At 38.7% G+C, this 12,604-nt stretch carries 15 protein-coding genes; 8 read left to right on the forward strand and 7 right to left on the reverse strand.

Annotated elements, in window-relative coordinates:
* Positions 1-20: 20 nt before the first annotated feature.
* The 3 genes from R2Q94_RS16010 to R2Q94_RS16020 all read right to left on the reverse strand — a co-directional run bounded on the left by R2Q94_RS16010 (position 21) and on the right by R2Q94_RS16020 (position 1,833).
* Complete coding sequence (locus R2Q94_RS16010; protein ID WP_316822473.1) at positions 21-509, reverse strand: SRPBCC domain-containing protein; 489 nt, start codon at positions 507-509, stop codon at positions 21-23.
* Positions 496-837 (reverse strand): metalloregulator ArsR/SmtB family transcription factor, encoded by a 342-nt coding sequence (locus R2Q94_RS16015; RefSeq protein WP_316822474.1) that lies wholly within the window; start codon positions 835-837, stop codon positions 496-498. Before R2Q94_RS16015 ends, R2Q94_RS16010 begins: the two co-directional genes overlap by 14 nt.
* A 159-nt stretch (positions 838-996) precedes the next feature.
* Entirely contained in the window at positions 997-1,833 is an 837-nt protein-coding gene (locus R2Q94_RS16020) for a DUF6266 family protein (protein WP_316822475.1), read from the reverse strand.
* A 322-nt stretch (positions 1,834-2,155) separates the two neighbouring features.
* Between R2Q94_RS16020 and R2Q94_RS16025 the strand changes: the two genes are divergently transcribed.
* Positions 2,156-2,722, forward strand: coding sequence for a hypothetical protein (locus tag R2Q94_RS16025; RefSeq protein ID WP_316822476.1), 567 nt, complete (start codon positions 2,156-2,158; stop codon positions 2,720-2,722).
* 3 nt (positions 2,723-2,725) lie between these two features.
* Here the strand turns inward: R2Q94_RS16025 and R2Q94_RS16030 are convergent, their stop codons facing one another.
* Together R2Q94_RS16030 and R2Q94_RS16035 are read right to left on the reverse strand one after the other, a co-directional pair.
* A complete protein-coding gene (locus R2Q94_RS16030) occupies positions 2,726-3,424 on the reverse strand; it encodes a porin family protein (protein WP_316822477.1) in 699 nt (232 codons plus the stop codon).
* 3 nt (positions 3,425-3,427) lie between these two features.
* Positions 3,428-4,606 carry a S41 family peptidase gene (locus R2Q94_RS16035; RefSeq protein ID WP_316822478.1) on the reverse strand — a complete coding sequence of 393 codons (1,179 nt, stop codon included), beginning with the start codon at positions 4,604-4,606 and terminating at the stop codon, positions 3,428-3,430.
* Between the two features lie 167 nt (positions 4,607-4,773).
* On the opposite strand from R2Q94_RS16035, the gene R2Q94_RS16040 reads away from it, so the two are divergent.
* Entirely contained in the window at positions 4,774-5,730 is a 957-nt protein-coding gene (locus tag R2Q94_RS16040) for a TIGR01212 family radical SAM protein (protein WP_316822479.1), read from the forward strand.
* Here the strand turns inward: R2Q94_RS16040 and R2Q94_RS16045 are convergent.
* Complete coding sequence (locus R2Q94_RS16045) at positions 5,709-6,191, reverse strand: SRPBCC family protein (RefSeq protein WP_316822480.1); 483 nt, start codon at positions 6,189-6,191, stop codon at positions 5,709-5,711. The genes R2Q94_RS16040 and R2Q94_RS16045 overlap by 22 nt on opposite strands.
* 329 nt (positions 6,192-6,520) lie before the next feature.
* On the opposite strand from R2Q94_RS16045, the gene R2Q94_RS16050 reads away from it, so the two are divergent.
* The 3 genes from R2Q94_RS16050 (at position 6,521) to R2Q94_RS16060 (ending at position 9,760) form a co-directional block, all read left to right on the forward strand.
* Positions 6,521-7,897: an ammonium transporter gene (locus tag R2Q94_RS16050; protein WP_316822481.1), complete on the forward strand. Its 1,377-nt coding sequence runs from the start codon at positions 6,521-6,523 to the stop codon at positions 7,895-7,897.
* 107 nt (positions 7,898-8,004) lie between these two features.
* Positions 8,005-9,024 carry a porin gene (locus R2Q94_RS16055; protein ID WP_316822482.1) on the forward strand — a complete coding sequence of 340 codons (1,020 nt, stop codon included), beginning with the start codon at positions 8,005-8,007 and terminating at the stop codon, positions 9,022-9,024.
* Between the two features lie 97 nt (positions 9,025-9,121).
* On the forward strand, positions 9,122-9,760 hold the full coding sequence (locus tag R2Q94_RS16060; protein WP_316822483.1) for a DUF4468 domain-containing protein: 639 nt from the start codon (positions 9,122-9,124) through the stop codon (positions 9,758-9,760).
* On the opposite strand, the gene R2Q94_RS16065 is transcribed toward R2Q94_RS16060, so the two are convergent.
* Positions 9,761-10,234, reverse strand: a complete 474-nt coding sequence (locus R2Q94_RS16065; RefSeq protein WP_316822484.1) for a ribonuclease H-like YkuK family protein — start codon at positions 10,232-10,234, stop codon at positions 9,761-9,763.
* A 356-nt stretch (positions 10,235-10,590) separates the two neighbouring features.
* Here R2Q94_RS16065 and R2Q94_RS16070 point away from each other — a divergent pair, with 356 nt between their 5' ends.
* From R2Q94_RS16070 to R2Q94_RS16080, 3 genes are all read left to right on the forward strand, one after another.
* Positions 10,591-10,809, forward strand: a complete 219-nt coding sequence (locus tag R2Q94_RS16070) for a hypothetical protein (protein ID WP_316822485.1) — start codon at positions 10,591-10,593, stop codon at positions 10,807-10,809.
* A 67-nt stretch (positions 10,810-10,876) separates the two neighbouring features.
* Entirely contained in the window at positions 10,877-12,184 is a 1,308-nt protein-coding gene (locus R2Q94_RS16075; RefSeq protein ID WP_410478558.1) for a DEAD/DEAH box helicase, read from the forward strand.
* A 50-nt stretch (positions 12,185-12,234) separates the two neighbouring features.
* Entirely contained in the window at positions 12,235-12,483 is a 249-nt protein-coding gene (locus R2Q94_RS16080; protein WP_316822487.1) for a DUF1456 family protein, read from the forward strand.
* Positions 12,484-12,604 lie beyond the last annotated feature (121 nt).

Below are 12,604 nucleotides of genomic sequence, written 5' to 3' on the forward strand. Positions count from 1 at the left end.
GTTTTTTATATATAGGGATGTTATTGACTGATCAGGACTTCCAGTTTATGGAACATTTTGATCCAGCTTTGGTACGCACCATTTTCTTTAGCCGAAGCTTCAGGTACACTTTGATGAAGCGTAAGTTTGGTTTGCTTTCCAACAGGACTAAAAGATACCGTCGTGATAATTTCCAGAGGCCAGTCTCCGGGTTTTCCTGCCTCAGTTGCCGCTAAGGTATCGCCAGCTTCATTGCTCAAGGTCATTGAGAAAACCAGTCTTTCCGGTGATTTTACTTCCAGATATTGGCCCTTAACCCAACACGGTCCATGGACAGGGTCATGGATACAGGAATGAAAGCTCCCGTTTTCTTTGAGTTCAAGATTTTTGTAAGTGATGCTGCAACCATCTGGTGCATACCATTTAGTCAGTTGCTCAGGATTTGTCCAGGCCTGAAATACCATTTCAACCGGGGCATCAAAAAGATGTGTAATGAACAACTCCTTTTCTTTGTTTTTACTGATTTCCATCGTCTTGGTTTTTTGTTTTTAAATCTTGTAAATAATGGTCAAGTTTTTCAAATCGATGTAGCCATTGTTTCTTAGATGCGGTAACCCAATCGCTCACTTCATCAAGTTGTTCCAATTGAAGCTCACAATACCTTTCTCTTCCTTTCTGTGTCACCACAATCAGGCCACATTCGGTTAGGATTTGAATGTGCTTGGATATGGCCTGCCGACTGCTTTCAAAGCTTTCAGCGATGGCATTTAGATTCATGGGCCCGCCGGCAACTTTTTCAATAATTTGCCTGCGGGTTGGATCGGCTATGGCCTGGAATACATCTCTTCTAATGATCATAATGAAAAATATAGTATAAATATATATGCAATCATTTGATTGCGCAAATATTTTGATAAATATTTTTCACTAACCAATTGGTTTATAGGTTTATTGTTTCGTTTTTACTGCTCAGATTCCTCAAATTTTAGAGGCTTGATTGGATTTTCAGAAAGTTTTTCAAGAGGGTTTACCCGGTAGATGTGCCAGTTTAACTTTTAGAACCTCATATTCTTTTTTGAGTTGCCGAAAAGCTTTGGATCCCAGGACACCATCAGTATACCCTGTGCTTTTTTTCGCATAATCCGCTGCGACCTGATCAAAACGGGCTTTTACTGCTTTATAATTTTCTTTTTCAGCTATTTCTGACTTGCTTTCCGGCTCTCCATTGAGGTTTCCGACATAAGCACTGTTGGAAATTAACTTTTCATTCGCAGATTTAAAACAGACATAAACTTCCATCTGTTCTTGTAGCATCCATTCCTTGTCCAGGGGAAGAAAACAGCTGCCATCTGTTCTTCTGGCTGCATTGAGGTAAGTACTGGCTTTCTTTCTTGTAGGGTGGCTTACCAACACCATTAGGGAATCGTCTGGAGCAGCATTATCCCCAATACTGGAATCCCAGCTTAAATTCAAGCCTTCTTTTCCTTTTATCAGTTGCAGATTTTTTGCCATTTCAAGGCTCCCATTACTGAGTATCACTTTGGTATAATCTACCTTAATATTGGGGTATTCCCCAGTTAAAGCCTGTTTTTTATTATAGGAAATGGCCAGATTGTGTGGGTTTCGGATGCTTCCTTCTGCCTCCCGTTTAAAACTGATATTGATGAAATCAGTCATAGGTTTGATGAATTGCATAACCACAGACATTGCCTGGCGATTGGCCATTTGTTTGACGCTAGGTTTTCCTGGCGTACCCACAAGTCGGCACACAGGTTGTCCTTTTAACATATAATAAACGATGTTTCCAATTTTTCCCGAAGGATGCCCATAAGGACTTATTGTACATTTTGCCATGATGAATAGTTTTACTTGATCGGAATTGATCTGTACTAAGATACAATTAAACAAAAAGTAATCAAATGTTTTCTTATAAAACAACTGCTGTCTTTAATATAAAATTTGAATCTTTATTGAAATTTTAGTTGGGCTTTTTGCGCAATTTTTCGAAGAATGGCCCTGGCAACCTCCTGTGAAATTCTTTCAAAAATTTTTTAAAATTGAATCGCATGTCCCGACCTATTCCGCTGCTTTAAATCTGGCTTTCCCTGTAAATTAGTCTCGGGAATTGGGACTGACGCAATTGGTATTTTATATCTTTGAAAAAAAAGGGAGCTGAATGAGAAAATTGAACCGGTTTAGTGGTAAAGGAATATGGAGTTTGTTGCTGCTCACATTCATTGGTCTTCCGATCTTTGCCCAGGAAAAGCTCGATTGTGAAAAGATCCTGGATCAGGAGCCTTATTTCGTGAGACATAAATCGGGGGAAAAGAGCGAGGCTTTATTGCGGGATATCGAAATCTTAAAACACTGCGGTGATTTTAATCCTGTGGATAGTGCTTTCCTGAAAGGCAATATGTTGGGGATGTTACTGCTTCAGGAAGTACGTGCCGGAAAACCTGCGACGTACCGGACTTTGGTAGACTTTTTTCAAAATTTCAGGAAGACTGCTGAGTATAAAGATTTCTCCTATGGATTAGCGCTTTACCGGAAGATAGGAGAGAAGAAAGTTAGCTTGCAGGATTGGCCATCAGACCAGGAACTTTTCGTTAGAATGGGTTTTACAGTGAATGACCTGGAAGATTTTAAGGAATTTGTCTTCCGCCCGGCACACGTTGAATTAAATTATTTACAGGTTTTCTCTAAGTATATGAAGGAGATTGAAGAGATGCGGGTAGATAAATAAATGTTATTTTAGATGATAAGCCAAACCGATGGTTGTGGCAAAGGTTTGGTTGTACTTTGCAGATAGTATTTCATTTTTTTGTTTTTGCTGATCAGTCATGGATTGATAAAAATGTCCATTGATCATACCTGAAATATTTTTAAATAGCCTGTAGTTGAGCCCAATTTTAGCCATCCATCCAAATTCTGATCGCTGATCCTGTTGCGAATTAAATTTATATTTCGAGTTGATTGATTCCAGGTTGATCAATTCTTCACCTTCCGGGTTATTGGAGACATTAAAGACATTGGCTGCAATTCCATTGATATTACTTTCTAACCAATAAGCATAATAAAGGCCTAAATTTCCGGATAGTTGCAAACGCCTGAATAATTCCATCTCGTATTTTAAGCTTAGAGGAAGCTGAAGGTAAGTGTTATTTATATTTTGATAAATGTTGACCTTATTCATGACGGAATAATTTTTTTGGATGAGACCTGGTGATACGCTAACCGCAAATCCCGGGCTGAGCTTTTGATCTATATTGATATTGACCATGTATCCGGTTTTTTTTGAAAGTTTGAGGTCCGGATTGTTACTTTTAAACTGCAGTCGGTTATAACTGATCCCGGCATCAGCACCTAAAGTCAATTGCGCATTTGCGCTGTTGCTCAGCAGGGCTATAAAGAACATCAGCAGGTAAAATTGTTTTTTATGGATCATTGCCTATTGGAAAGTTTTGATGGCTAATTCTAGTTGATTATCTTTTCCCGCAGCTAAATTACTCAGGTTAAATGGAACCATGATGTCAGGGCTAATGCCCACATTTTCATAAAATTTGCCATCAATACCTTTGAATTCTACGGCTGAGGTTTTTACACTTAGAAAGCTGCCGATATCAAAAGGTCCGGAGTTGAAAATCTCAGCATTGGAGATTGGTCCGGTGGCACCAAAGGTTTGTTCCCCAATGATGAGGTTTTGATCCGACTTTAATGCGAGCATCATGATTTCACTGAGTGAGGCGGAAAAGCTATCCGCCAGTAGTATGATTGGAACCTGTACCTGATAATCGGTGTCGTGTTTTAGTTTGGATTCCTGCCATGGTAAGTAGTTTAATTTTCCTAATCCCGTTTTCCCCCTGGTATAGCCAAATGTGCGGTCCTGATTCACTAATTTCCCGGCAAAGAAATTCAGATCTACTATATTTCCGCCAGTGTTACCTCTCAGATCAAGAATAATACCCTTGATTGGAATGGATGATGCTTTTAATTGAGAAAAGAAATAGTTTAAAATTTCTTTGGCTTTTCCGCCCTTCGAATCATAGGATGCTTTAAGTCCAAAAAAGTTGCAATGGAAATAGAGTAGGTTTTTATTGATGGTACCCGAAGTGAGGTTGATAGGAATGCCGGATTCGGTAATTTCTCCTTTTCCAGTTAAATAACCTTCATCTAAATAGGATCTAACAACAGCATCGTAATTGTACTTTTGATGGAAGTCCTTTTCTTTGGATTTACGGTCATATGCCGGATTAAGGACTAAGCCCTTTAATACCCCTTCATTGAAGGTGATGCTGTAATGGTTGTCGATCAGGTTAGCCGTCATCTGTTTAAAATAATCGGCAGCTTTTTGCTTGTCGGCCTCACTGTTGCCTAGTTTTTCAAAAAGAGGTTTATATTCTTTATATACCAAATCCCAGTCGGTCTGCTCCTTATCCCAAAATACATATTGGTTATTCATTTTGTCCCAAAACTGCAGGAAGATCTTCTGAAAATTATCTGGATTTTCATTGTAATCTATGGAGCTACTTTTCTTACAGGATAGAGAAAAAGACAGTATAAGGAGGAACAGCATATTTCTATAACTAAACAAACTGGATTTCCGGTGAAGATCTAAGGCTTTTATCATGACTGATATTTATAGAATAGTCAATGTTACGGATTTTGAAGCGGTCAGTCAAAAACTTTAATTTAAAACCCTGCTTAAATTCATTGGGAGCTAAACATAAAAATTCCCTGGCGCCTTAGAAAAGGTATTAAAAATAAAAGCCGTACTTTTGTGAAAATTTAAAGCAATTGGGAACTCTACTGGACTTAGGAATAAAGGGATATAATAATTACGGAACGCACTTGAAAGAGAAGTACAAGGGACAGCGTGTATTCAAAGTAATCGTTGATGGTGGTTTCACTTGTCCGAATCGCGATGGCAGCAAAGGCTATGGTGGTTGTACCTATTGTAACGTAGATTCATTTACGCCAGAGCTTTCCAGAAAGCTACCTACGATCCGCGAGCAGTTGGAGCAAGGGATAGAAAGAGGGAAAAACTTTTATAAGGCAGACAAATTCATTGTTTATTTTCAGCCAAATACCAATACTTATGCGCCGGTTCATTATCTGAAAATGATGTATGACGAAGCACTGTCCATCAACACGGAAGATGTAGTTGGTTTTTCTGTAGGTACCCGTCCGGATTGTATTGACGCAGAAAAAGTGGCACTTTTAGAAAGTTATTCAGACCGTTTTGATGTGGATTTGGAAATGGGAATGGAGTCTATTTACGACGAAACCCTGAATCAGATCAACCGCGGCTGCAGTCATGGGGAATTTGTAGCAGCAGTTAAATTGCTGGACAATTCTAAGCTGGATCTTTGTGTGCATACTATTTTTGGTTTCCCATGGGAAACAGAAGAAATGATGTTGCAATATATCCATGAAATCAATAAATTCCCTAAAATCAAATTTGTAAAATTCCACCACCTTCATATTGTTGAAGGATCTATTATGGGGGTAAAATATAAAAAAGAACCTTTTAAACTTTTTAGTTTAGAAGAATACACGGATTTCCTTTGCAAGGCAATTCCATTGTTGCGTCCTGATGTGGTGATTCAACGTTTATTTGGTATCTCTGACTGGGATTTATTGATTGCTCCAAACTGGGGCCTGAATAAATCTGCGATCCAGACTTATATTGATAAAGAAATTGAACGCAGAGGGGTGGTGCAAGGTTCTGCTTATGTTCCTATGGAGGGATAATCTCCAAAAAGTTCAATCACCTTCTTTTTTCTAAACTCAAAGATTTGTTGCAGTTGTGCTGCAACAAATACAGTATTGGCCATTCTTCCAAATATGCCCAAAGGCATGCCGTAGGTTAATAGATCTTTCATTTCTACACCTCCATCTATCGCAGTGAAGTGGTGTTGGTGGTGCCAGAATTGATATGGACCAAAACGCTGCTCGTCTATAAAATACTGCAGCTCTTTTACCTGGGTGATTTCTGTCATCCAGTTCAGTTTGATGCCTAATACCGGACTGACTTTATAGGTAATGATCATTCCAGGATATATTTTTTCCTGTATTTGTGGTCCGGAAGTTACCTGAAATGCCATTTTAGCGGGAGTGATCTTCGCTAAATTCATCGGAGAAGAGAAAAAATCCCATGCTTCTTCAAGACTAATTGGTAACTGCTGACTAAAATTCAATTGGTAGGCTTTCATGGCTGACTAAAGATACGAAATTCCCCAGTTTTTAGATTTTATCTCTTAAAGATCTATGAAACATTTAATTTTTATGTGTTTTTTGCTTTTTTGGTCTATTATTTTTTGATTTTTCAATTTTATCTATGCTTTTTGTTTGTTATTTATGATTTTATTATAAAATAAAGCTATTTATTTTGATTTTTTAATGGTTTTAATCTGATTTTCTTTGGTTTTGTTATTATTTTTTAGATTTTATTGTGATTTTCTTTCTTGAAATTCTAATTATTGACTAGTTTTATGAAAAAATACCATTAAAATCAATTATAAATATTAAAAAACAGAGAATCATGGCCAAAATTTTATTAAAACAGGTGGGACCCTTTGCAGTTTTAGCAATAATTGCAATTTTAGCCCTTTTTGTACCCCTTCATCCGAATTTTGATGAGGGAAAATACAATACTTCCGACATTGCATTCATTTTAGTAGCAACTGCTCTGGTATTTTTGATGACTCCGGGCCTTGCTTTCTTCTATGGAGGGATGGTTCACCGTAAAAATGTACTTTCTACTATGATTAAGAGTGTGGTTGCCGCAGGAGTCATTAGTGTACTTTGGGTAACAGTAAGCTTTAGTCTGGCTTTTGGGGATAGTATCAACGGAATAATCGGGAATCCATTAACCTATTTATTCTTTAAGGGGGTGAATTCCGGACCTTCATGGAGCCTGGCCCCAACCATTCCATTGACCTTATTTGCACTTTTTCAACTGATGTTTGCGATCATCACCCCTGGTTTGGTGGTAGGTGCGGTTGCAGAACGTATCCGTTTCACTTCCTATATCTTATTTATCTTCTTATTTGCCTTATTTGTGTATTCACCATTGGCACATTGGACCTGGCATCCGGAAGGTATCCTGTTTAAAATGGGGGTGCTCGATTTTGCAGGTGGTACGGTAGTTCACATTTCGGCGGGTATGGCTGCTTTGGCAGGTGCATTGGTGTTGAAAAGAAGAAGGAGTCACCAGGACCATCAGGAAGTTCCTCCTGCCAATATTCCTTATGTATTGATTGGTACCGGTTTATTATGGTTTGGCTGGTTTGGTTTTAACGCAGGTTCTGCATTGGGAGCGAATAGTTTAGCGGTATCTGCTTTTGCGACCACCAATATCGCTGCAGGTGCAGCAGGTTTATCATGGATGTTCTTCGATGTGGCCAGAGGTAAAAAACCTTCAGTCCTGGGTTTTTGCATAGGGGCAGTGGTGGGTTTAGTGGCCATCACACCAGGTGCAGGTTTTGTAAGTATTCCTTCCAGTATCTTTATTGGTGCTGCCGCTGCTGTCGTTTCTAACCTTGCAGTAGTTTGGAAATCAAAAACCAGTTTAGATGATACTTTAGATGTATTCCCTTGTCATGGTGTAGGTGGTATTGTTGGGATGTTGCTAACTGGCGTGTTTGCCACCAAAACGGTGAACGCTGCAGGAGTAGATGGTTTACTTTATGGAAATCCTGCATTTTTCTTCACACAATTGAAAGGGGTATTGATTGTTGCACTTTTCAGTTTCGTGGTGTCCTTCCTGATCTTCAAATTCATCAATGTGATCCAGCCCATCCGTGTGACTTCCGAGGAAGAAGAAGCTGGTCTTGATGCGAGTCAGCATGATGAAAAATATTTTCAGGGTACCTTGATCGTTGCTGCAACAGGTGTAGAAATCGATAGTGTAGATTAATCAAAGCCAATCAGTTTTTCATAAAAATATTTTTGCCTATGTAGTCAATTCCCCCAGTACAAATGCTTTAACCCATTATTGATTCTATACCTCAAACCAACCAAACCATGAAACTAAGATCAATTTTCACCACTGCATCACTGTCCTTCGCTTCCTTTTCATATGCTCAGGAAGCCCCTTTGCAGATTTCCGGATCTGTCGATACCTATTATAAGTATGATTTTGCGAAACAAGCTAATATCGGAACCAGCTTTGCGAGCGACCAGAATTCTATCTCCTTAGGGATGATAGATCTGGCGCTGAAGAAAACAACTGGAAAAGCTTCATTTGTGGGAGAGTTGTCTTTTGGACCACGAGGACAATATCAATCCCTGGTCAATGGAGATGGAACTGACGACAATTCATTTCACATTCAAAATCTATATGCGGCATATGCTTTTACAGATAAGTTTACCGTAACGGCTGGGTATATGGGCACCTTTATTGGCTATGAGGTAATTTCGCCGACAGGAAATTACAATTATTCTACTTCCTATTTGTTTACCAGCGGACCTTTCCAGAATGCAGGTATTAAAGGAAGTTATGCTTTTTCGGCTAAGCTGAGTTTGATGCTGGGTTTGTTTAACGATTGGAATGTATATAAAGACCTGAATGGGGTTTCTCATGTTGGTGGACAATTGACCTTAAGTCCGGTTGAAGGCTGGACTGCCTACCTGAATGTATTGTCGGGGAAATCTGCAGGAGCAGTTGGAACAGGAACCATATTGGATTTAACTACCGCTTATCAGCTGACGGAAAAGCTGAAACTTGGGCTGAATGCTGCGGATTATTCAGTGAGCAAAGATGGGGGAGGTTATAGTGGAGGAGCGTTGTATGTGCAAAACGCTTTTACTTCTGCTTTTTCTTTAGGTTTAAGGGGAGAGTATTTTAATTGGAAAGGGACAGCCGGAGCTAGTGATGAACACATTACTGCGTTAACACTTTCTGCAAATGTGAAAGCCGGAGGGTTGACATTTATTCCAGAGGTTCGTTTTGATGACAGTTCATCCGATCACTTTCTAAAGAAAAACCTTAATCCATCCCGGAATGCTTCTCAATTTGCTTTGGCTGCGGTGTATGCTTTCTAGTCTCCGTTAATTTAAATATAGAAAGAGGTTGTTTAAACCAGGTTTGTGTGATTTAGGGCTTGCTTAAACAGCCTTCTTTCGTTAAAGATTTTGGCTTATGAAATTATTAATAATCTGGTTATGGAGTTTTATAGCTTGTTCGGTAGTTTTTGGACAGGAAAGGCAAACAGCTGAAATCAGAAAAGCAGAAGCGGAACAGGCTCAGGAGCTAGGATTTTCTATTGATGAAAGGGGAAAGTATGTTTATTATGAGGTCGTCACGCAGAAAGGAAAAACCGAAGAGGAATTGAAGAAAAATGCTCAAGCCTATTTTAAAAACCTTAAAAGTGCAAAAATGCTGCTTTCAGAAAAAGATTCAGTCCTCAGTGGAAAAGGGAAACTGATCCTCAATAAAACGGCATTCGTCTTGACCCGTCCATCGGGAGAAGTTCGCTATCAATTGTATCTTGATTTTAAAGATGGAAAGTACCGCTTCTGGTTAACTGATTTTAGCTTCATTCCTTATCAAAGGGATCGCTATGGTAATTTTGTACCCAGTACTCCAATCGGCAGTCCTTTAGAGCTAAAACCAGGAAAATTAAATGCAGCAGAATGGGAGTTTTATCTAAAAGCGACAGCTAGAGAGGCGCTGTTATTTGGAGAGGAATTAAAGAAAGGGATGCTACTGGATGCGGCAATAATTGTTCCTGCCGCTAAAGTGGCTCCGGTACAAAGAACAAAAGATCAAAAATGGTAACTAGTGCACCATTTTATCTGCACAGGTGGAGCTGGCAAAAGCTTCTGGTTTTGCTTTGAAAATAAATCCCATGCTGAGGATATAGCCCATCGCCTCGTTCAATGCTTTGTTTGATTTGAACATCGGATTGGTATTGATATCCGCATGAACTTCCAGATCCACATCATACAAGTCCAGTAAATCGCAAACCGAGTAGGCGGTTTCAATAGATTTTTGTACTTCCACAAGCATTCTTTCCTTGATGCTCATTTTTTGTGCTGTTTTTTCCTGATGAATGTACATGAAGCCTCCATGGTTTTCGCGTAAGAGTACTATTACTGTGGCGAAATCAGTAAGTGCCCCTTTTACTTGTGAGTCTGTACCGATACAGACCTTGAGATGGAAGCCTTTCTCAGTCTCCCTGATGATGGCTTGTTCTACTTCTTCTAAGATGGACGAGTGAATCACTTCGCCGCTAAATTTCTTCCAGGTCATACGTTAAATGGTGTTAATTAAACAACCCGTATTCAGGTTTATTAAAAATACTGCTATTTATTTAAAAAATCATTAATATAATGTGCTTAAATTGTTAACAATATGCTAGTTGTCAACAGGTTGTACTTTGTTACTTAGCATGGAAGCTCGCTGAAGAATTAAGAGATTGCTTTTAAAAGCTGCTATGGCCTTTTTAAGGGCTTTTTTTGTAAGGCGCTGAAAATTTTGAGCTTAGCTTAAATTGAAAACCGTTTTTCTCCATTTTTGTTATAATATGACCAGTTGATGAGCGTTTCTTATAACAAGAAAGACTCCTGATCTTAGAAGAATCGATTATTTACCTAAATAAGAGTACTATGAAAGCAGAATTGATGAATGAGTTTTATTTATTACAACAAAGTCTGGCTCCTTATGATTATCGGGAAAAAATAGAAGAGCAGGTCTATGAACCACTCAAAAAAGCAAATCATAAAATGACCTCCTGGATTTACAGGCGAGGAAAGATGTTGATGATACTGGATCGGAAAATGAACAGTTCTATGAAGCATTTGAGAAGGAAATATTTGAAATTTTAACCCTGATTTTATATTTCCTATTTGTTCCTCCTGACGTTTACTGGCTTAATTCCCTTATCTTTGTGGCATTATGGTAGAAAAGATACTGGAGAAATTAAAAATTACTTCTTTGAACGAGATGCAACAGGCATCACTTGCGGCAACCGGAAAAGGAAGTGATGTGGTTTTATTGGCACCTACAGGTTCTGGTAAAACATTAGGCTTTTTGTTTCCTCTATTGAACAACCTCAATGCAAATGTAAAAGGAGTGCAGGCTTTAGTACTGGTACCTTCCCGTGAACTTGCTTTACAAATTGAGCAGGTATTCAAGCAGATGGGAACTGGTTTTAAAGTGAACTGCTGTTATGGGGGGCACCCTGTTAAAACAGAACGAAATAATTTAGAACAACCACCGGCAGTACTGATTGGTACTCCAGGTAGAATTGCGTATCATTTACGCCATGAGAATTTTGATGAATCTCCAATTCACACTTTAGTATTGGACGAATTCGATAAGGCATTGGAATTTGGTTTCCAGCAAGACATGGCCTATATCATCGCGAAATTGCTTTCCCTGAAACAAAGAATTCTGACCTCTGCTACGGCAATGGAGCAGATTCCTGATTTTACTGGTGTAAAAAATGCAGTAGAGATTGATTTCCTGAAAGATGTGAAAGTAGCCCCGGATCTGAAATTGAAGAAGGTGCTGACTACTGCTGCGGATAAACTGGATACTTTGTTTCAACTGATTTGTAAGATTGGTCATAAGACAACATTGATTTTCTGTAACCACAGGGAGACAGTAGACAGGATTAGTGATTTATTGATCGACAAGGATTTGGCGCATGATATCTTTCATGGTGGGATGGAACAGGATGAGCGTGAGCGGGCCTTGCTAAAATTTAGGAATGGAAGTATTAAAATCCTGATCACCACAGATCTTGCTTCCCGTGGTCTGGATATTCCCGAGGTGGAGTGCATCATCCATTACCAATTGCCATATACAGAAGATGCATTTTTGCACCGTAACGGACGTACTGCACGTATGAATGCGAAAGGAACGGCTTATCTGGTGATTGCTGATGATGAAAAGTACCCTTTCCTGAAAGCAGATATTGAAACAGAAAATTTAAAAGGAAATTTTGCACTGCCAAAGGATAGCCAGTGGCAAACTTTATACATCGCCGCAGGTAAAAAAGATAAGGTCAATAAAATTGATATTGTTGGTTTGTTGCTGAAAAAAGGCGGACTTGAAAAAGACGATGTAGGCTTGATTGAAGTGAAGGACACCGCCTCGTATGTAGCTGTAAAAAGAAACATGGTAGGTAGGGTGCTTTCTGCTTTAGCCAATGAAAAGATTAAAAACAAAAAGGTTAAGATTGAAGTGGCGATGTAAGTCGACAAAATTAAATATTGATCTGAATTTAATACATAAAGTTTAAAATAATGAGCAATAACGATATTTTTAAGAAATTGCGCGTAGCGCTGGAACTCACAAATGATGATATCATCAAAATTATGGAATTGGTGAACTTTAAAATCACTAAAAGTGAGCTTGGTTCGTTTTTCAGAAGCGATGATCATCCAAATTTTAAGCCATGTGGCGACCAGATTCTAAGAAACTTTTTAAATGGCTTGGTCATCTATAAAAGAGGTCCGAGAGCGCCTAAGCCGACAGAAAATTCCGAAAATTAAAATAAAACTATTTCGTGTTAAACCCTGGGAGAATTAATTTTCTTCCAGGGTTTTTTTTTACCAAAAAAAGCTTTTATTGGTGTTTAAACGTTGATTTATATCTGTATTTGTAAATTTTTAT

Origin of the sequence: Pedobacter gandavensis, assembly GCF_032678465.1 — a bacterium.
In the GTDB taxonomy this organism is placed as follows: Bacteria; Bacteroidota; Bacteroidia; order Sphingobacteriales; family Sphingobacteriaceae; genus Pedobacter; species Pedobacter gandavensis_B.

Bases quoted from the DNA above. Each gene is read 5' to 3' on its own strand.
- R2Q94_RS16015 (WP_316822474.1), bottom strand. From the start codon at position 837: ATGATCATTAGAAGAGATGTATTCCAGGCCATAGCCGATCCAACCCGC.
- R2Q94_RS16025 (WP_316822476.1), top strand. From the start codon at position 2,156: ATGAGAAAATTGAACCGGTTTAGTGGTAAAGGAATATGGAGTTTGTTG.
- R2Q94_RS16060 (WP_316822483.1), top strand. From the start codon at position 9,122: ATGAAATTATTAATAATCTGGTTATGGAGTTTTATAGCTTGTTCGGTA.
- R2Q94_RS16010 (WP_316822473.1), bottom strand. From the start codon at position 509: ATGGAAATCAGTAAAAACAAAGAAAAGGAGTTGTTCATTACACATCTT.
- R2Q94_RS16055 (WP_316822482.1), top strand. From the start codon at position 8,005: ATGAAACTAAGATCAATTTTCACCACTGCATCACTGTCCTTCGCTTCC.
- R2Q94_RS16035 (WP_316822478.1), bottom strand. From the start codon at position 4,606: ATGATAAAAGCCTTAGATCTTCACCGGAAATCCAGTTTGTTTAGTTAT.
- R2Q94_RS16030 (WP_316822477.1), bottom strand. From the start codon at position 3,424: ATGATCCATAAAAAACAATTTTACCTGCTGATGTTCTTTATAGCCCTG.
- R2Q94_RS16070 (WP_316822485.1), top strand. From the start codon at position 10,591: ATGAAAGCAGAATTGATGAATGAGTTTTATTTATTACAACAAAGTCTG.
- R2Q94_RS16065 (WP_316822484.1), bottom strand. From the start codon at position 10,234: ATGACCTGGAAGAAATTTAGCGGCGAAGTGATTCACTCGTCCATCTTA.
- R2Q94_RS16020 (WP_316822475.1), bottom strand. From the start codon at position 1,833: ATGGCAAAATGTACAATAAGTCCTTATGGGCATCCTTCGGGAAAAATT.
- R2Q94_RS16045 (WP_316822480.1), bottom strand. From the start codon at position 6,191: ATGAAAGCCTACCAATTGAATTTTAGTCAGCAGTTACCAATTAGTCTT.
- R2Q94_RS16050 (WP_316822481.1), top strand. From the start codon at position 6,521: ATGGCCAAAATTTTATTAAAACAGGTGGGACCCTTTGCAGTTTTAGCA.
- R2Q94_RS16080 (WP_316822487.1), top strand. From the start codon at position 12,235: ATGAGCAATAACGATATTTTTAAGAAATTGCGCGTAGCGCTGGAACTC.